This is a genomic window from Enterobacter sp. AN-K1, assembly GCF_020971765.1.
Classification (GTDB): Bacteria; Pseudomonadota; Gammaproteobacteria; order Enterobacterales; family Enterobacteriaceae; genus Enterobacter; species Enterobacter hormaechei_C.
The window spans coordinates 3,679,744-3,696,589 of the sequence record NZ_CP087390.1 but is presented as its reverse complement, the minus strand read 5'-3'; the positions used below and the strand labels follow the sequence as shown (position 1 = coordinate 3,696,589).

Below are 16,846 nucleotides of genomic sequence, written 5' to 3'. Positions count from 1 at the left end.
AGAGAAAAAATCCGGTGCTATACTTAGTCCCGTAATTACCTGGGACACAAACATCAAGAGGATATGAGATTATGAGTACCGCTAAACTGGTGAAAACGAAAGCGTCTAATCTGCTTTATACCCGTAACGATGTATCGGATAGCGATAAAAAAGCGACCATCGAGTTGCTGAATCGCCAGGTGGTCCAGTTCATCGATCTTTCGCTGATCACCAAACAGGCCCACTGGAATATGCGCGGTGCAAACTTTATTGCCGTTCATGAAATGCTGGATGGCTTCCGCACAGCACTGGTGACTCACCTGGATACCATGGCCGAGCGCGCCGTACAGCTGGGTGGCGTGGCACTGGGTACCACACAGGTGATCAACAGCAAAACGCCATTGAAAAGCTATCCGCTGGATATCCATACCGTCCAGGATCACCTGAAAGAGCTGGCGGATCGTTATGCGATTGTGGCGAACGATGTTCGTAAAGCGATTGGCGAAGCCAAAGATGAAGATACCGCTGATATCTTCACTGCCGCATCACGCGACCTGGATCAGTTCCTGTGGTTCATCGAGTCCAACATCGAATAATCCCTGCGGATTGTCCGAATAACCCTCGCCCCTGGCGGGGGTTTTGCACATTTATGGTGCGCACTTTTGCCCGCAACGGCCGCAAAAGTGAATAAAATGTAATAATCACCTCACACAACCGTTAACGGAAGATTGTTTTTTCGTCAGATTCTGCGCTAAATATCCCCCTGTCAGAAGACCTTAACGAAGCGCACCAAAACGGTGCTCCATTCTGGTGCAACCTGGCAGAATTGCCACGCTTTTTGTGCAATGCGTGACATCATCCCCTTTGCAAAACAACAGCTTGTAAAATTGGCACGATTTTTTCATTGTGCCTGAGGTTCTCGCAGGGGATCGCCCCGTGGATATAAAAGGAAATGCTATGAAGTCTGTATTAAAAGTTTCACTGGCTGCACTTACCCTGGCGTTTGCGGTGTCCTCGCAGGCTGCCGACAAACTGGTTGTGGCGACTGACACGGCGTTCGTACCGTTTGAATTCAAACAGGGTGATAAATACGTTGGTTTTGACGTGGATCTGTGGGCCGCTGTCGCAAAAGAACTCAAACTGGATTACACCCTGAAGCCAATGGATTTCAGCGGCATTATCCCGGCACTGCAAACCAAAAACGTTGACCTGGCGCTGGCAGGCATCACCATTACCGAAGAGCGTAAAAAAGCCATCGACTTCTCTGACGGCTACTACAAAAGCGGCCTGCTGGTGATGGTGAAAGCGGATAACAACGACGTGAAAAGCGTGAAAGATCTCGACGGTAAAGTGGTCGCAGTGAAGAGCGGAACCGGCTCCGTTGATTACGCGAAAGCCAACATCAAAACCAAAGACCTGCGTCAGTTCCCGAACATCGACAACGCTTACATGGAACTGGGCACCAACCGCGCTGACGCGGTGCTGCACGACACGCCTAACATCCTTTACTTCATCAAAACCGCCGGTAATGGCAAGTTCAAAGCGGTAGGTGATTCCCTGGAAGCTCAGCAGTACGGTATTGCGTTCCCGAAAGGCAGCGACGACCTGCGTAACAAAGTTAACGGCGCGCTGAAAACCCTGAAAGAGAACGGCACCTATAACGAAATCTACAAAAAATGGTTCGGTACCGAGCCTAAATAATTTCACCTGACTTCAGGTTTGTAACGCCCGGTGGCGCTTCCGCTTACCGGGCCTACGTTTTTTGTTTTTCACCACGGTATACAGGAATACATCATGCAGTTTGACTGGAGCGCCATCTGGCCTGCCATTCCTCTCTTGCTTGAAGGCGCTAAAATGACCCTGTGGATTTCGGTCCTCGGTCTGGTTGGCGGGTTGATTATCGGTCTGGTGGCCGGTTTCGCCCGCACCTACGGCGGCTGGATTGCAAACCACATCGCACTGGTTTTCATCGAAGTGATCCGCGGCACCCCCATTGTGGTGCAGGTCATGTTCATCTACTTCGCCCTGCCGATGGCCTTCACCGACCTGCGCATCGACCCGTTCAGCGCCGCCGTTGTTACCATCATGATCAACTCCGGCGCCTACATTGCGGAAATTACCCGCGGTGCGGTGCTGTCGATTCATAAAGGCTTCAGCGAAGCCGGCCTGGCGTTAGGTCTTTCCCGTCGCGAAACCATTCGTCACGTGATCCTGCCGTTGGCGCTGCGCCGCATGCTGCCGCCGCTGGGTAACCAGTGGATCATCAGCATTAAAGACACCTCGCTGTTTATTGTTATCGGCGTGGCCGAACTGACCCGTCAGGGCCAGGAGATCATCGCGGGTAACTTCCGCGCTCTGGAAATCTGGAGTGCGGTCGCCGTTGTCTATCTGATTATCACGCTTGTCCTGAGCTTTGTTCTGCGTCGTCTTGAAAGAAGGATGAAAATCCTGTGATTGAATTTAAAAACGTTTCCAAGCACTTTGGCCCAACCCAGGTGCTGCACAATATCGATTTGAACATCAGGCAGGGCGAAGTGGTGGTGATCATCGGGCCGTCCGGTTCCGGTAAATCCACCCTGCTGCGCTGCATTAACAAGCTTGAGGAGATCACCAGCGGCGATTTGATCGTCGATGGTCTGAAGGTTAACGATCCGAAAGTGGACGAGCGCCTGATCCGCCAGGAAGCGGGCATGGTGTTCCAGCAGTTCTACCTGTTCCCGCACCTCACGGCGCTGGAAAACGTGATGTTCGGTCCTCTGCGCGTGCGCGGGGCCAGCAAAGCGGCAGCGGAAGCGCTGGCAAAAGATCTGCTGGCGAAGGTTGGTCTGGCGGAGCGTGCCCACCACTATCCTTCCGAACTGTCCGGCGGCCAGCAGCAGCGCGTGGCCATTGCCCGTGCGCTGGCGGTGAAGCCAAAGATGATGCTGTTCGATGAGCCAACGTCGGCACTCGACCCGGAGCTGCGTCACGAAGTGCTGAAAGTTATGCAGGATCTGGCGGAAGAAGGCATGACGATGGTGATCGTTACCCACGAAATCGGCTTTGCCGAAAAGGTGGCGTCCCGTCTGATCTTCATTGATAAGGGCCGTATCGCGGAAGACGGGAATCCGCAGGCGCTGATTGCGAACCCACCAAGCCAGCGCCTCCAGGAGTTCCTGCAACACGTCTCCTGATAGCCACACCCAGAGCCGGGCATGCCCGGCTTTTTTACGCCGGATTGTTCCCAAAAACTCCCCTCCGCTCCCCGCGCTCTATACTTATCATTTTGCACGATATTTTTGTCGGAGGACGCCGTGCCGTGGATCCTGTTGCTACTGTTTAGCCTGTTTAGCGCGCCATCACTTGCTGTAACCCTTCCCGGCGTTACCACCGGAGCCACCGCCACCCAGCAAAATGCGCCGCCAGAGCCAGACGCTGAAAAGAAAAAAGCCGCCTACGGCGCGCTGGCCGACGTGCTTGAGAACGACACGTCCCGACAGGAGTTGATCGATCAGCTGAGGAAAGTGGCCGCCACGCCGCCTCAGGATCCGGTTCCTGCTATTGCGCCGCCGGAAGCCGAAGAAGAAAAAACGGTGCTGGAAAACGTCACCGACATCAGTCGCCGCTACGGGGAAGCCCTGTCGTCGCGTTTTGCCCAGCTCTATCGCAACCTGGTTGGCACCTCACATAAGCCTTTTAATCCTCACACCTTTTCCGCAGCCGCCACCCAGTTTGCTATTCTGGCTGGCGCCGTCTTCATTTTTTACTGGCTGTTGCGCCTGTCTGTCTGGCCGCTTTACCGGAAAATGGGCCAGTGGGGACGCAAAAAGAATCAGCATAAAAGCAGCTGGCTGCATCTTCCGGCAATGATTACCGGGGCGTTTGTCATCGATTTGCTGCTGCTGGCCCTGACGCTGTTTGTCGGCCAGATGCTGGCCGACCGACTTAATACCGGAAACAAAACCATCGCGTTTCAGCAGGGACTGTTCCTCAATGCCTTTGCCCTGATTGAGTTCTTTAAAGCCCTCCTGCGGTTGATCTTCTGCCCGCGCGTGCCGGACCTTCGCCCCTTCGCCATTTCGGATCAGAGCGCCAAATACTGGGCGGTGCGGCTCAGCGTGCTGAGCGGGTTGATCGGTTATGGCCTGCTGGTTGCCGTGCCGATTATTTCCAACCAGGTTAACGTGCAGTTCGGGGCGCTGGCGAACGTGCTGATCATGCTGTGCATTACCGTCTGGGCGCTGTACCTCATCTTCCACAATAAAAAAGCGATCACCGACAGCCTGCTGCACCTGGCCGATCGCTCCCTCTCCTTTTTCAGCCTCTTTATTCGCGCCTTTGCGCTGGTGTGGCACTGGCTGGCCAGCGCCTATTTTATTGTGCTCTGTTTCTTCTCCCTGTTCGATCCGGGCAATAGCCTGAAATTTATGATGGGGGCGACGTTCAAAAGCCTGGCGATTATCGGCATTGCGGCCTTTGTCTCTGGCCTGCTCTCCCGCTGGCTGTCGAAAACGATCACCCTGTCGCCGCAGGTTCAGCGTAACTACCCGGAACTGCAAAAGCGGGTAAATGGCTGGATGACGGTATCCCTGAAGGTGGCGCGTATTCTGACGGTCTGCGTGGCAATTATGCTACTGCTGAACGCGTGGGGGCTGTTTGATTTCTGGAACTGGCTGCATAACGGCGCGGGGGAAAAGACCGTTGATATTCTTATTCGTATCGCGCTGATCCTGTTCTTCTCCGCCGTCGGCTGGACGCTGCTGGCAAGCCTTATCGAAAACCGTCTGGTGTCGGATGTCCACGGCAGGCCGCTGCCGAGCGCCCGCGCCCGCACGCTGCTGACCCTGTGCCGCAACGCGCTGGCGGTGATCATCAGCACCATCACCATCATGATTGTACTGTCGGAAATCGGCGTGAATATCGCCCCGCTGCTGGCGGGTGCCGGTGCGCTTGGGCTGGCGATCTCCTTTGGTTCGCAGACGCTGGTGAAGGATATTATCACCGGCATTTTTATCCAGTTTGAGAACGGGATGAACACCGGGGATCTGGTGACCATAGGACCGCTCACCGGCACGGTGGAACGCATGTCCATTCGCTCCGTCGGCGTACGTCAGGATACCGGCGCGTACCACATTATTCCGTGGTCATCGATCACCACCTTTGCCAACTTTGTGCGCGGCATTGGTTCGGTGGTGGCGAATTATGATGTCGATCGTCATGAGGATGCAGATAAGGCGAAGCAGGCGCTGCGGGATGCGGTGAGCGAACTGATGGAGATGGAGGATATTCGCGGGCTGGTGATTGGTGAACCGTCGTTCGCGGGTATCGTCGGGCTGACGAACACTGCCTTTACCCTGCGCGTGTCGTTCACCACCCAGCCCCTTAAGCAGTGGACGGTGCGCTTCGCCCTCGACAGCATGGTGAAAAAACACTTCGATCTGGCGAACGTGAGAGCGCCGGTGCAGACGTATCAGGTATTGTCGCCGCCCGCTTCGCCGCTGCCTCCGCAGGAGCCGACGCTGTAACCGAGCCGGGTGGCGGCTTCGCCTTACCCGGCCTGCGATGGGGGGCTATTTGCGGCGTTTGTTATCGTCCATAAAGGTCCAGGCGATAAAGCGGCTCTGCTTCTGGCCCTGCGCCATCTCTTTTTTGACTACCTTCACCGCGCCGACGTCGGTCAGCGCGCGGTAAAGCGGCGGCAGGTTATCGCCGCGGGAGACCAGCGTGGTAAACCATTTCACCTGACGACCGAAGCCCTTACTCTCGGCAATCATGCGCAGAATAAATGCCACTTCCCCGCCCTCGCACCATAGCTCCTGCTGCTGGCCGCCAAAGTTCAGCGCGCCGTCTTCAGCCTGGCCCAGGTTACGCCGCTTGCGTTCACTTCCCGCACGTGCGGAGGCGGCGGAGTCGTGGAAGGGCGGGTTGCACAGGGTGGCATCATATTGTTCGTTCTTGTGAATAATGCCGTTGAAAATAGCAGCGGGATCCTTTTGACGACGCAAACGAACGGCCCGGCTTAACCCTGGGTTAGCGTTGATAATGGCCTGTGCGCTGGCAAAGGCCTCGGCGCCGATCTCGCTGCCGGTAAACCGCCACTGGTACTCATGTGCGCCTATCAGGGGGTAGATCAGGTTCGCGCCCGTACCGATATCAAGCACGGTGGCCTGTTTCGGCACCACGCCGCCATTATCATCTGCCAGCAGATCGGCAAGATGATGGACATAATCCGCACGTCCTGGCACCGGTGGGCAGAGAAAGCCATCCGGGATGTCCCAGTGCGTAACGCCATAAAAATGGGCCAGCAGCGCTTTGTTCAGCGTCTTAACCGCCAGCGGATCGGCAAAGTTTACCGACGGTTCACCGGCTGGTGTCTGAACAATAAAATCCTGCAATTCCGGGCAGCTCAGGCACAGGGCTTTCATGTCGTAGCGGCTACGGTGGCGGTTACGCGGGTGCAATCCCGGCTTTTGGGAAGTCATGGCATTCTCCTTTAGACAGCCGCGTAAGATACCCTGTGACGGCGCGGGGGTAAATATCTGTCTGCGCTGCACAAAAAACCTACGAAAATCAGCATCCTGTATGTCTATGATCTGTCAGCAAATTGTCAGAATTTATCGTTCAAAAAATAAGCAGATCATCATCAAATTTTTGCGCTAAATCACGCGCGTCAGGCTTCTAAACTTAAGAGGAATCACCTGTTGTTTCCCCTGAGGATGTGATTATGAAAAAGTATCTGACCTTTATTATTGCGGGTGCGCTGGCAGGCGCATCGTTCTCAGCCTGGTCCGTTCAACCTCTGACCGACAGCAACGACACCAGCCAGCTACGTGCGGCCGGGACGGTCTCTGTCAGCCGGGCAAGCAACCTTGATGACCTTCAGGACAAGCTGGCCGAAAAAGCGCGTCAGGAAGGGGCTAAAGGCTTCGTGGTGAACGCCGCCGGTGGTGATAACCATATGTACGGCACCGCGACCATCTATAAATAACGCCCTCTTTTCCCACACTGCATCTGCAAGGCAGATGCAGTTCTCATTTCCTTCCTTCGCCTTGACTGTGCGTTTTTTAACCCCATATTAAGATGAATGGCTTAAACAGATCAGGAGAACATGATGGCTTCCGGCTGGGCGAATGACGACGCCGTTAACGAACAGATCAACAGTACCATTGAAGATGCGGTCGCGCGTGCTCGCGGTGAAATTCCGCGCGGCGAAAGTTTGACGGAATGCGAAGAGTGCGGGGATCCGATTCCTGAAGCACGGCGTAAAGCCATTCCTGGCGTACGGCTATGTATTGCCTGTCAGCAGGAGAAAGATTCAAAAAATGCGGCACATTCAGGATATAATCGTAGAGGATCGAAAGACAGCCAGTTACGTTGACTTTCCTTTACCGAAGTTAACCGCGCCAGCCGTTTACTTTACGCTCACGACTTTTAGCGAAACGCGTAGCAAAACGTGCCCTTCCGATGGCTTCTGTAAAGCGCATCCCCAAGAAATGTCAATTGCGCTTCTGAATTTATTAATAATCAATAAGTTATTTGTCATTCAATTTTTTTGAGTAACCACGTCAATTCTCTTCGATTTTATCTTCCACTAAAAACCGTGATACTTATCACATCGACGGAACATCGTCCCCTTAACAGAATAGCCTGCGAGAATTGACCTATGAAAACCATCAAATATGCTGTTGCCGCTGTTGCCCTGTCCGCTCTGTCTTTCGGCGCTTTCGCCGTAGAGCCAGTCTCCTCTACTCAGTCACAGGATCTGAACAAAATCGGGGTGGTGAGTGCTGAAGGCGCGACCACGCTGGACGGTCTGGAAGCCAAACTGGCGGAAAAAGCTGCCGCTGCCGGCGCAAGTGGATACACCATCACCTCCACTAACGGTAATAACAAACTGAGCGGTACCGCGGTTATCTACAAGTAATCGAACGAATTATGCTCCACCCTCACCCTACCCTCTGGTGAGATGCTCCAACCCTCATTGACCCTGTTGTTGTTACCCTTGTTTGCCCGTCCGCCACTGGACGGGCTTTTTTTTTGCTTAAAACGACTGCGCCACGCGCTGCAACCCGGCGTCCACGGACGCCACTTCCCCTGCCGCCAGCAGACAGCAGGCCATTTGCAGCTTGATAGACTGCGGAACCGGCACCTTTCCGGCCAGACACTGTACGATCCAGTGCGCGGTGACTTGCGGATCTTTCGACTCAGGCAGGATCACATCGCTGTTCTCTTCCCCACGTTCCAGCACGACCCGCGTCCCGGCAGGCTCAATCAGCATCAGCTGTGGACAACGCTGCGGGTTGGCGTAAACCTCCCCTTCAGTTCCATGCATCAGCAGCGCTCGCCCGCCGATTTCGGCAAAGAATTGACCGACCCGCGTCACGTACTCCGGATGGGAGACGCTGGAAAGACGCAGCGCGGCGTCTTCGGCAAACGGCGTCGCCAGCTTCGCCAGGGTGTGGGCGCTGTTACGTACCCCCATGCGCCAGCGCATGTCCAGCTGCTTTTCCAGCGGCGGGCAGAGCGCGCGCACGGGAATATAGACCGGCTGGTTCCCCTCCAGCTTTGCCTGCGCCTGGCCAGCATGGAGAGTGGGTTCGATGCCTAATAATTCCAGAATGGTTTCTGTCAGCACGCGCGTCGGATCTTCGCTCACGCCATGCACCACCACCGGGAAACCGAGTTTCTGCAACAGAATAGCCAGTAGCGGCGTGAGGTTTGCCTGCTTACGCGCGCCATTGTAGGTCGGGATCACAATCGGCATCGGCTTCGTGACGGGCGGGGTTAAACGCATCGTCTGCGACTGCATGGCCTCATAAAAACCGCGCATCTCCGCCTCACCTTCCCCTTTGATGCGCAGCGCAATCAGAATGCCGCCCATTTCCAGATCCGGCACGTCGCCATTGAGCATATGCGTGTACAACGCACGGGCCGTTTCCTGATCCAGATCGCGAGCATGGTTTTTCCCACGCCCTACCTCTTTGATAATTTTGCGGTAATCCACGACATTTCTCCTGACAGCATCATCTTGTTAACAATATAGCCCGATGAACACGCACCCGATAGTGTTTTGTGATCATTATCAACCTGCTGTTTTCAGGTAAAAAAAATAAACTCAAGCACTATTTGCATTATTTGTGATTGGAACTAAAGATTCGTACCTGCCCTTTTTTTGATTAAATAAACATCTGAAAGTTATTAAGGGTCAACGGTAAAAACGTCCAGGCAACGTTTTTGCCAGAAACACATCGGGATTTACTATGAACAAGGTTGCATTAGGGTTGTTTATCGCCGCAGCGGTGGGATGTTCTGCATCCGCATTTGCGGCAATCAACGGTGAAGGGCAGATTAATTTCACCGGAGAAATTATCGATTCTGCTTGCCAGGTCGTGAATGAATTAAGTAATCCATTAGATGTTCAGTTAGGAAAAGTATCTAAAACGGTATTTACCGGCGCAGGCTCTACCAGCACACTCACGAAGTTTGATATTAAGTTAACCAATTGTCCGGAAACCGTAACCTCGGCTGCGATTAACTTCGGTGGTACCCCGGATGCGAATAATAATGCCACGCTGGCATTAACGCCCGATACCGGTGCAGCTACTGGTGTGGCGATTCAGCTACTGGATGCTTCCGGGCAGCCTGTCACCCTGTATACCCCTTCGATGCAATATCCTTTAGTCTCCGGTACGGAGGTTAACGACCTGGAGTTTGGTGCGCGTTATATTCAAACTCAGGCGGCAGTCACTGCGGGCCCTGCTAACTCTGTATCGACCTTCACCGTTATTTATAACTGATCTTATCAATCCTGAGATATTAATGCTCTTGCGGGCATTAATATCTCATCTTTTTAATGAGAAATCTTTATGCGCCACGGTTATTTACTGAGCACTCTTTTACTGGTAGCAGCCTCGGCACAGGCGGGTGTCGTGATCAATGGCACCCGTCTGGTCTATCAGGGAGATAAAAAGGAATCATCTCTTGGTCTTTCAAATACAGATACCACGGATTATCTGGTGCAGTCCTGGGTCGATTCCGGCGGTAAAAACCCGGCCAAAGCCCCGTTCCTGATCACCCCGCCGCTTTTCCGACTGGATGCGAAAGAGGATAACGTCCTGCGCGTGGTGCGTACGGGAGGAAATTTACCGGAAGACAGGGAATCTCTGTACTGGCTGAATATTAAAGCGATCCCTTCCTCAAAGCATGTTGAGGGTGTAAATACGCTGCAAATTGCCATTAACACCCGAATTAAATTGCTCTATCGCCCGTCAGCGGTAAAAGGCAAACCAGAAGATATGGCCGATAAACTTGAATGGCATCGCGAAGGGAATGATTTAGTGGTGAACAATCCCACGCCTTTCTATATGAATTTTCAGGCCGTCACCCTGAATGGTCAGAAAATCACGAAAGCCACCTGGGCTGTGCCAAAAACTGAAACGCATTTTGCTTTACCTGGCAATGTCGGAGGCTCGACCGTCGCGTATTCCATTATTACTGATTACGGCAGCATCAGCCAGACATGGTCTAAACACGTTCATTAATAATATTGCCCGGTAATAAAATCATCATGTACCGCCATAAAAAGCCGTTCACCTGCCGATTTTCGTCATTACTGATGACTTTTTGTTGCCTGGCAATGGCGATCTTTGCGCAGCAGGTTTTGGCTGATGATTATTTTAACCCTGCCCTGCTGGACATTGATAATCCACAGCAGGAAAAGACCGATCTGTCTGTCTATGAAAAAGGTCCCGGTCAGGCGCCAGGTAAATATCAGGTCGCGGTATTTATCAATAACAATAAAATTGATACCCGTGACGTGACCTTTAACGTAGTTAAAGATCCGCAGGGCACCAGCACGCTTCAGCCTTGTTTTACACTGGACGAATTAAAGAGCCTCGGGATCAAAACGCAAAAATATCCGCAGCTGAGGGCAGAAGGTCAATGCGCCGATCTACACGCCATCCCTTCGGCATCCGCGACCTTTCGCGTGCGCAATCAGCAGCTGCTGCTGAGCATTCCGCAAAAGGCGCTCGGACAGGTGCCACGCGGTTACATCGACCCGAAAGAGTTTGACGAAGGGATCAACGCGGGCCTGCTTAATTACAGCGTCAACGCCAGCCAGAGCCATGCGCGCCAGCAGGGTGAAGAGGATAGCAGCAGCCAGTACGTTAACCTGCGTCCCGGCTTCAACCTCGGGGCATGGCGCGTTCGTAACTACTCCACCTGGAATCGCAGCACCACGGGCCACGAGGAGAAACAGAAATTCACCTCCGTTTATACCTATGCGCAACGCGATATGGTGGCGATGAAAAGTGACGTGACGGTGGGCCAAAGCACCTCACCTTCCGACGTTTTTGACAGCGTCCCCTACACCGGCGTGGAGCTGAAATCCGACAACGACATGCTGCCGGACAGCGAAAAAGGCTATGCCCCTATTATTCGCGGCACCGCCCACAGTAACGCGCTGGTGATGGTCCGCCAGAACGGGTACGTGATTTATCAGAACACGGTCGCGCCGGGCGCATTCGAAATTAACGACCTCTACCCCACCGGCAGCAGCGGCGACCTCCAGGTCACGGTGAAAGAAACTGACGGCAGCGAAAGTCATTTCGTGGTGCCGTTTGCCTCCGTGCCGGTATTGCAGCGTGAAAAAAACCTGCGCTACAGCGTAACCGCCGGGCGTTATCGCTCTTATGACAAAGACGTTGAAAAGACCCCGTTTGCCCAGGGAAGCGCCATCTACGGTTTACCTCACGGCTTCACGGCCTACGGCGGCGTGCAGCAGAGCAGCCACTATCAGTCCCAGGCGCTCGGCGCCGGGAAAAACATGGGCGATCTCGGGGCGTTCTCCATTGACGTGACCCGCGCCAGAGCCCTGCTGAAAAAACAGCAGTCCAGCAAGGGCCAGTCGTGGCGCGTACGCTACAGCAAAGATTTCGCCGGTTCAGGCACCAACTTTTCGCTTGCGGGCTATCGCTATAACAGCAAGGGGTTTTACACCCTGGACGACACTATGGAGTCGTATACCCGCGCCGACGACTGGTCTGCTCCCCAGCAGCGCCGCGCCCGTACAGAAGCCACCATTGACCAGACGCTGCCAGAAGGTTGGGGGTCGGTGACGCTGAGCATGGTGAAGGAAACTTACTGGAGCCAGAGCCAGAACATGACCTCCCTGAGCGTCAGCTACAACAACAGCTGGCACGGCGTGAGCTACAGCCTCAGCTACAGCATGAACAAAAACACCCACGACAGCGATGAAGACGGTAATGAGGTAACAAACGACAACCAGTTCTCGCTGAGCGTTTCGGTTCCGCTGGATCGCTGGATGCATAATACCTGGGCCACGTACAACCTGAACAACACCAAAGATGGCACCACGCAGAACATCGGTCTTAACGGTACGGCCCTGAAAGAAGACAACCTGAACTGGAATATCCAGGAAGGGCTGAGCAGCACCGGCAGCGGTAACTCCACCAGCATCAACACCGATTACAAAGCGACCTACGGCGAAGTGAGCGCAGGCGTCAGTCAGGATAAGTATCAGCAGACCCTGAACGTCGGTTTGCAGGGCGGCGTGGTGGCCCACGCTAACGGGATAACCCTGAGCCAGCCGCTCGGTGAAACCATCGCGCTGGTGAAAGCGCCAGGTACGCACGGCACCCATATCACCAACCAGACAGGCGTGGAGACTGACTTCCGCGGCTATACCGTCGTGCCGTTCGTGACCGCGTATCGCCATAACACCATCGCACTGGATACCGAAACGCTGCCGGAGGATGCCGACGTCACCCACGCGGCGCAAATTGTGACGCCGACCCGAGGGGCCGTGGTGCGCGCCAGCTTTACTACCCGCGTGGGTAATCGCGTCCTGATGACGCTTACACAAAATGGTAAACCGCTGCCCTTCGGCGCAACGGTCACCACCGGGGATAAGGACAGCGAATTTATTGTCGGAAATGACGGCCAGACTTACCTCTCGGGTCTGCCACAGGAAGGGCATCTCAACGTTTCCTGGGGACAGGAGGCGAGCGAGCACTGCGTCGCTGACTATGCGCTAACGGATGAGAAAGAGAAAACCAGCATCATTAACGCTGCCGCGCAGTGTCATTGATTACCGTTCAGGCTAACGATTATGCAAATGATTAAACAGTGCTTTTTCTTACTGGTTCTGGGAACCGCCGCGTTATTTATGCCGCATGCGAAGGCGACCTGCACCACGCCGGATCTGCCCAAAATGATTAACGTGGCCTCCATCTCTGTACCGACGACGCTGGCCGTTGGCGCAACTATCCCGGGTACAGAGCAAAGCGTTCATGTTGCCGGGCACTGCGATCAGAGTATTGACAGCGGTCTGGAAATTGTTTCCTGCTACTACGGCACCGGCGCGGAAATTCCCGGGCTCAGGGGCGTTTATGATTCCGGCGTACCGGGGATTGGGGTCGCACTAATGAACGATCAGGGTCAGCGAATCAGCGGAGCAGGCGGAGTACAGTGCGATTCACGCGGAACGCCTGTTGCCTATGTTTCTACCGATGGCACACAGTCGTTTAACTTTGACGTCACGCTTGAACTGGTGAAAACAAGCGACGCCGTGACATCCGGCACGCTGGTGCAGTCTCAGACCGAATTCGGCATTGGCGTTTTTGGCCATGAAGGGATCGGCAGCCCTAATCATATTGCGTATGCAGGTAACGTCATTTTGCATCAGGTCACCTGCTCTGTTTCGCCAAAAAATCTCACCGTTAATTTGGGCGATTTTCCCGTCAGTGATTTTATGAGCGTGGGGTTTTTATCCAGCCCCGCTCAGACGTTTAATATCACCGTTAACTGTGACACAACCGTTCAGCCTGAGCTAAAAATCACCAGTGCTAACGGGTACGAAACGGCATTTGAGGGAGTGATCAAACTGACGAAGCAGACGGGCATGGCAAGGGGCGTCGGGGTAAGAATGCTGTTTGATGACCATATCGCGACCTTTGACTCCTACGTCAACACCCAAAGCCAGGCCGTTGCCAATGAAACGCTGGATATCCCCTTTCAGGTTCGCTACGAGCAGACCAGCGATGTGGTGACGCCCGGCCCCGCCAACACCGTAGCAACCATCACTCTCGCCTATAAGTGACAAACATGAAAAAGACAATCGCGTTTCTGACGGTAGGCTTACTGGCCCAGGCTCACGCAGACGACATTCAGATCCAGATGACGGGAAATATTTACGCCAATACCTGCATTATTGACAGCGCCAGCCGCAACCTGACGGTGGACTTAGGCCTGGCGGTGTCGGGCAGTTTTAAAGACGTGGGGGATACCGGTGAGTGGAAAGACTTTTCCCTGTCAGTATCGCACTGCCCAGCCACGCTGGCGCTTGCCACGGCCTTTTTCTATGGCCAGGCAGACAGCGTGCATCCGACCAAATTTGCCAATATCGGTAGCGCAAAGGGACTGGCGCTGGAGCTGGCAGACCGACAGGACAAAATACTGATTGCCCCGCAGGCCGCCTTTAACGCCGCCATCAATCCGAGCGACCACACGGCAACCTTTCCTCTGTCCGCACGCTACTACGCCACCTCAATGCCCGTCACTGCCGGGACGTTCAACAGCGTGATTCAGGTAACATTCACTTACCAGTAGGACCGCGCCTCTTTGCACGGATGCTTTTTGTACGCCCGGCAGAGGGTTTTGCCGGGCGTTTTTTTACCTCCGGCACTTCTGGCTGCTCAATCGGGAAGATCGGCAGCGCATTCAGCAGCCGCTGGCCATAGTTTTTGGTAAGCAGGCGTTTGTCATAAATCACCACCTCGCCCCAGCAGCCGTGGCTACGGATCAAGCGCCCGACCTGCTGGATCAGGTTAAACGACGCCGCAGGCAGGCTTTGCACTTCAAACGGATAACGGTTAAGGCTTTTCAGCCATTCGCCTTCGGTGATCACCACCGGGCTGTCGATGGGCGGGAAGGCAATTTTATGGATATGCACCTGCGTCAGGTAGTCGCCTTTTAAATCCAGCCCTTCCGCAAAGGACTGTAGCCCCACCAGCACGCTACGCTCGCCGTTATCAATGCGTTTACGGTGCGTTTCCACCAGCCGATAGCGCGGCTGATCGCCCTGCACCAGCAGGAGTAAGCGCAGATCGGTGACGTGCTCCAGGAAGCGTTGCATCGCGCGGCCGCTGGCAAACAGCACCAGCATACCGGGGTATTTTTTACTCTCAACCTGCTCGCGGAAGTAGGCCGCCATTTCCGCAATATGCTGCTCTTCGTTATCGATAAGCGGCTCATAGTTCATGCGCGGGATCACCAGCTTGCCCTGCTCACAGTGGTTGAACGGCGAGTCCAGGGCCACAAAACGGTCCCCCGCTTTCTCTTTCAGGCCGCTCATTTCCTGTAACCTTGAGAAGCTGTTCAGTGAACGCAGGGTTGCCGACGTCACTACCACGTGCGGCACGCTGCGCCAGATCAGCTTTTCCAGCTGATCGGCCACGCGGATGCCCACGCAGTGGAAGAACAGATGTACCTGTCCGTCTCGCACTTCGCGGGTGGCCCACTTTGTCACTGGCGCCCCGGACGCCTGCGCCATCGAGGCCAGCCGCCAGAGTTTGCTCTGCGCCTCAAACATGCCCAGCGCGCGGTTCATTTGCAGCAGAATGCGGTGCAAGCGCACCACGTCATGGGTACCGGTTTTCTCGCTGAGATCGTTGAGGAACATCTCCGCCAGCCCGCGCAGCTTTTCAAGGTGCTTCGCCAGCTGCTGGCAAATCTCCATCACTTCCTGTGGCAACTCACCCATCGCAAAGCGGTGTTCCGCTTCCTGGGTGGCGGGGAGATACAGGTTGAGAATGTTATTCAGCGAGGCGATGAGGCCGTACACCTCTTCACAGTGCTCGCTCAGCCGCTCCGGGACCGCCAGCGGCGGCGTGGTTTTCGGGCGGAACTGCTCCATGCAGGTTGCCACCAGCTTGCAGAACAGATCGAGTTGCAGGCGAAACAACGGGGCAGTAATTTCCGCACTCATCTCCAGCGCATCCCGCGCCACGTCGGGCAGATGATGACCTTCATCGAGCACCAGCAGCAGGTTTTTGGGCTCCGGCAGGACCGCTTCACTCTCCAGGGCAGCCATCACCAGCGCATGGTTGGCGACAACCACCTCCGCTTCCTGAATCTCACGCCGGGCGACAAAGAACGGGCACTCGCGATAGTAATGACAGTTGCGGTTCAGGCAGCTCGCTTTATCGGTGCTGAGCCTGCGCCACAGGTCGTCGCCGATCGCCTGGCTGGTGTGATCCCGCAGGCCGTCCCACCTGTAGCCGTCGAGATCGGCCTTTAGCTTTGCGCACTGCTCCTGCTCCGCCTTGTTGTTTGGCGTCAGCTCGTCATCAAGAAACGCGAGCAGATCCTGCTGGGAGGGTTCACTGCTGGCCAGCGCCGCCAGATTGCGCGGGCAGACGTAGCGCCCGCGACCAAAGGCGGCGGTGAACCGTAAATCGGGGATAATTTTGCGCAGCAGCGGCAAATCTTTGCTGAAGATCTGATCCTGCAAGGCCACGTTAGCGGTACTGACCACCAGCGTTTTGTCGTCTTCCCGCGCGATGGCAATGCCGGGAATGAGATACGACAGGGTTTTCCCGACGCCGGTCGGGGCTTCAATCGCCAGATGTCGCCCGTCGTCCCCGGCGAGCGTTTTGGCCACGTCAGCAATCATCTGCCGCTGCGGCGCTCGGGGGATAAAGTCGGGGATCTGCTGTTGTAGCGCCTTATACCATGCGCCAATTTGCGCCTTGAGCGCAGCGGTTAAAGCCATTGGAAAACCTGAAACACTGTATAAACAGCCACTATTGTGGCACTTTCTCTTCGCTGCCGCAAAAAGAAAAGCCCGGCTTTACGACCGGGCTTC

Annotated in this window: 16 protein-coding genes; 13 read left to right on the top strand and 3 right to left on the bottom strand. The window is 54.9% G+C overall.

Annotation, left to right across the window (positions count from 1 at the left end; all coding sequences use genetic code 11):
* Positions 1 to 71 precede the first annotated feature (71 nt).
* From dps to ybiO, 5 genes are all read left to right on the top strand, one after another.
* Positions 72 to 575, top strand: coding sequence for a DNA starvation/stationary phase protection protein Dps (gene dps / locus LOC22_RS17575; protein WP_000100801.1), 504 nt, complete (start codon positions 72 to 74; stop codon positions 573 to 575).
* Positions 576 to 936: 361 nt separating this feature from the next.
* Complete coding sequence (gene glnH / locus LOC22_RS17570; protein WP_003858455.1) at positions 937 to 1,680, top strand: glutamine ABC transporter substrate-binding protein GlnH; 744 nt, start codon at positions 937 to 939, stop codon at positions 1,678 to 1,680.
* Between the two features lie 93 nt (positions 1,681 to 1,773).
* Complete coding sequence (gene glnP, locus LOC22_RS17565; protein ID WP_003858462.1) at positions 1,774 to 2,433, top strand: glutamine ABC transporter permease GlnP; 660 nt, start codon at positions 1,774 to 1,776, stop codon at positions 2,431 to 2,433.
* The gene (gene glnQ, locus LOC22_RS17560) at positions 2,430 to 3,152 is read left to right on the top strand and encodes a glutamine ABC transporter ATP-binding protein GlnQ (protein WP_006809503.1); all 723 of its coding nucleotides are present in this window, start codon (positions 2,430 to 2,432) and stop codon (positions 3,150 to 3,152) included. The genes glnP and glnQ overlap by 4 nt, the downstream gene beginning before the upstream one ends.
* A 120-nt stretch (positions 3,153 to 3,272) precedes the next feature.
* A complete protein-coding gene (gene ybiO / locus LOC22_RS17555) occupies positions 3,273 to 5,483 on the top strand; it encodes a mechanosensitive channel protein (protein ID WP_032647784.1) in 2,211 nt (736 codons plus the stop codon).
* 45 nt (positions 5,484 to 5,528) lie between these two features.
* On the opposite strand, the gene rlmF is transcribed toward ybiO, so the two are convergent.
* Positions 5,529 to 6,440 (bottom strand): 23S rRNA (adenine(1618)-N(6))-methyltransferase RlmF, encoded by a 912-nt coding sequence (gene rlmF, locus LOC22_RS17550; RefSeq protein WP_017384919.1) that lies wholly within the window; start codon positions 6,438 to 6,440, stop codon positions 5,529 to 5,531.
* Between the two features lie 242 nt (positions 6,441 to 6,682).
* On the opposite strand from rlmF, the gene mcbA reads away from it, so the two are divergent.
* The 3 genes from mcbA to ybiJ all read left to right on the top strand — a co-directional run bounded on the left by mcbA (position 6,683) and on the right by ybiJ (position 7,882).
* Complete coding sequence (mcbA, locus tag LOC22_RS17545; RefSeq protein ID WP_003858470.1) at positions 6,683 to 6,946, top strand: DUF1471 family periplasmic protein McbA; 264 nt, start codon at positions 6,683 to 6,685, stop codon at positions 6,944 to 6,946.
* Between the two features lie 123 nt (positions 6,947 to 7,069).
* The gene (locus LOC22_RS17540; RefSeq protein WP_017693765.1) at positions 7,070 to 7,336 is read left to right on the top strand and encodes a DksA/TraR family C4-type zinc finger protein; all 267 of its coding nucleotides are present in this window, start codon (positions 7,070 to 7,072) and stop codon (positions 7,334 to 7,336) included.
* A gap of 285 nt (positions 7,337 to 7,621) precedes the next feature.
* Positions 7,622 to 7,882, top strand: coding sequence for a DUF1471 family protein YbiJ (ybiJ, locus tag LOC22_RS17535; RefSeq protein WP_032670284.1), 261 nt, complete (start codon positions 7,622 to 7,624; stop codon positions 7,880 to 7,882).
* A 117-nt stretch (positions 7,883 to 7,999) separates the two neighbouring features.
* On the opposite strand, the gene ybiB is transcribed toward ybiJ, so the two are convergent.
* Positions 8,000 to 8,962: a DNA-binding protein YbiB gene (gene ybiB / locus LOC22_RS17530; RefSeq protein ID WP_017384921.1), complete on the bottom strand. Its 963-nt coding sequence runs from the start codon at positions 8,960 to 8,962 to the stop codon at positions 8,000 to 8,002.
* Between the two features lie 256 nt (positions 8,963 to 9,218).
* Here ybiB and LOC22_RS17525 point away from each other — a divergent pair, with 256 nt between their 5' ends.
* The 5 genes from LOC22_RS17525 (at position 9,219) to LOC22_RS17505 (ending at position 14,589) form a co-directional block, all read left to right on the top strand.
* On the top strand, positions 9,219 to 9,755 hold the full coding sequence (locus tag LOC22_RS17525; RefSeq protein WP_086524351.1) for a fimbrial protein: 537 nt from the start codon (positions 9,219 to 9,221) through the stop codon (positions 9,753 to 9,755).
* Positions 9,756 to 9,824: 69 nt separating this feature from the next.
* Positions 9,825 to 10,499, top strand: a complete 675-nt coding sequence (locus LOC22_RS17520; RefSeq protein ID WP_230239091.1) for a molecular chaperone — start codon at positions 9,825 to 9,827, stop codon at positions 10,497 to 10,499.
* Between the two features lie 26 nt (positions 10,500 to 10,525).
* The gene (locus LOC22_RS17515) at positions 10,526 to 13,069 is read left to right on the top strand and encodes a fimbria/pilus outer membrane usher protein (protein ID WP_230239090.1); all 2,544 of its coding nucleotides are present in this window, start codon (positions 10,526 to 10,528) and stop codon (positions 13,067 to 13,069) included.
* A gap of 21 nt (positions 13,070 to 13,090) precedes the next feature.
* Positions 13,091 to 14,080: a fimbrial protein gene (locus LOC22_RS17510; RefSeq protein ID WP_017384925.1), complete on the top strand. Its 990-nt coding sequence runs from the start codon at positions 13,091 to 13,093 to the stop codon at positions 14,078 to 14,080.
* Positions 14,081 to 14,085: 5 nt separating this feature from the next.
* Positions 14,086 to 14,589 carry a fimbrial protein gene (locus LOC22_RS17505; RefSeq protein WP_230239089.1) on the top strand — a complete coding sequence of 168 codons (504 nt, stop codon included), beginning with the start codon at positions 14,086 to 14,088 and terminating at the stop codon, positions 14,587 to 14,589.
* On the opposite strand, the gene dinG is transcribed toward LOC22_RS17505, so the two are convergent.
* Positions 14,576 to 16,753: an ATP-dependent DNA helicase DinG gene (dinG, locus tag LOC22_RS17500; RefSeq protein WP_230239088.1), complete on the bottom strand. Its 2,178-nt coding sequence runs from the start codon at positions 16,751 to 16,753 to the stop codon at positions 14,576 to 14,578. The genes LOC22_RS17505 and dinG overlap by 14 nt on opposite strands.
* Between the last annotated feature and the right edge of the window lie 93 nt (positions 16,754 to 16,846).

Bases quoted from the DNA above. Each gene is read 5' to 3' on its own strand.
- LOC22_RS17525 (WP_086524351.1), top strand. From the start codon at position 9,219: ATGAACAAGGTTGCATTAGGGTTGTTTATCGCCGCAGCGGTGGGATGT.
- rlmF (WP_017384919.1), bottom strand. From the start codon at position 6,440: ATGACTTCCCAAAAGCCGGGATTGCACCCGCGTAACCGCCACCGTAGC.
- LOC22_RS17540 (WP_017693765.1), top strand. From the start codon at position 7,070: ATGGCTTCCGGCTGGGCGAATGACGACGCCGTTAACGAACAGATCAAC.
- glnP (WP_003858462.1), top strand. From the start codon at position 1,774: ATGCAGTTTGACTGGAGCGCCATCTGGCCTGCCATTCCTCTCTTGCTT.
- dinG (WP_230239088.1), bottom strand. From the start codon at position 16,753: ATGGCTTTAACCGCTGCGCTCAAGGCGCAAATTGGCGCATGGTATAAG.
- LOC22_RS17520 (WP_230239091.1), top strand. From the start codon at position 9,825: ATGCGCCACGGTTATTTACTGAGCACTCTTTTACTGGTAGCAGCCTCG.
- LOC22_RS17510 (WP_017384925.1), top strand. From the start codon at position 13,091: ATGCAAATGATTAAACAGTGCTTTTTCTTACTGGTTCTGGGAACCGCC.
- mcbA (WP_003858470.1), top strand. From the start codon at position 6,683: ATGAAAAAGTATCTGACCTTTATTATTGCGGGTGCGCTGGCAGGCGCA.
- LOC22_RS17515 (WP_230239090.1), top strand. From the start codon at position 10,526: ATGTACCGCCATAAAAAGCCGTTCACCTGCCGATTTTCGTCATTACTG.
- LOC22_RS17505 (WP_230239089.1), top strand. From the start codon at position 14,086: ATGAAAAAGACAATCGCGTTTCTGACGGTAGGCTTACTGGCCCAGGCT.
- dps (WP_000100801.1), top strand. From the start codon at position 72: ATGAGTACCGCTAAACTGGTGAAAACGAAAGCGTCTAATCTGCTTTAT.
- glnH (WP_003858455.1), top strand. From the start codon at position 937: ATGAAGTCTGTATTAAAAGTTTCACTGGCTGCACTTACCCTGGCGTTT.
- ybiJ (WP_032670284.1), top strand. From the start codon at position 7,622: ATGAAAACCATCAAATATGCTGTTGCCGCTGTTGCCCTGTCCGCTCTG.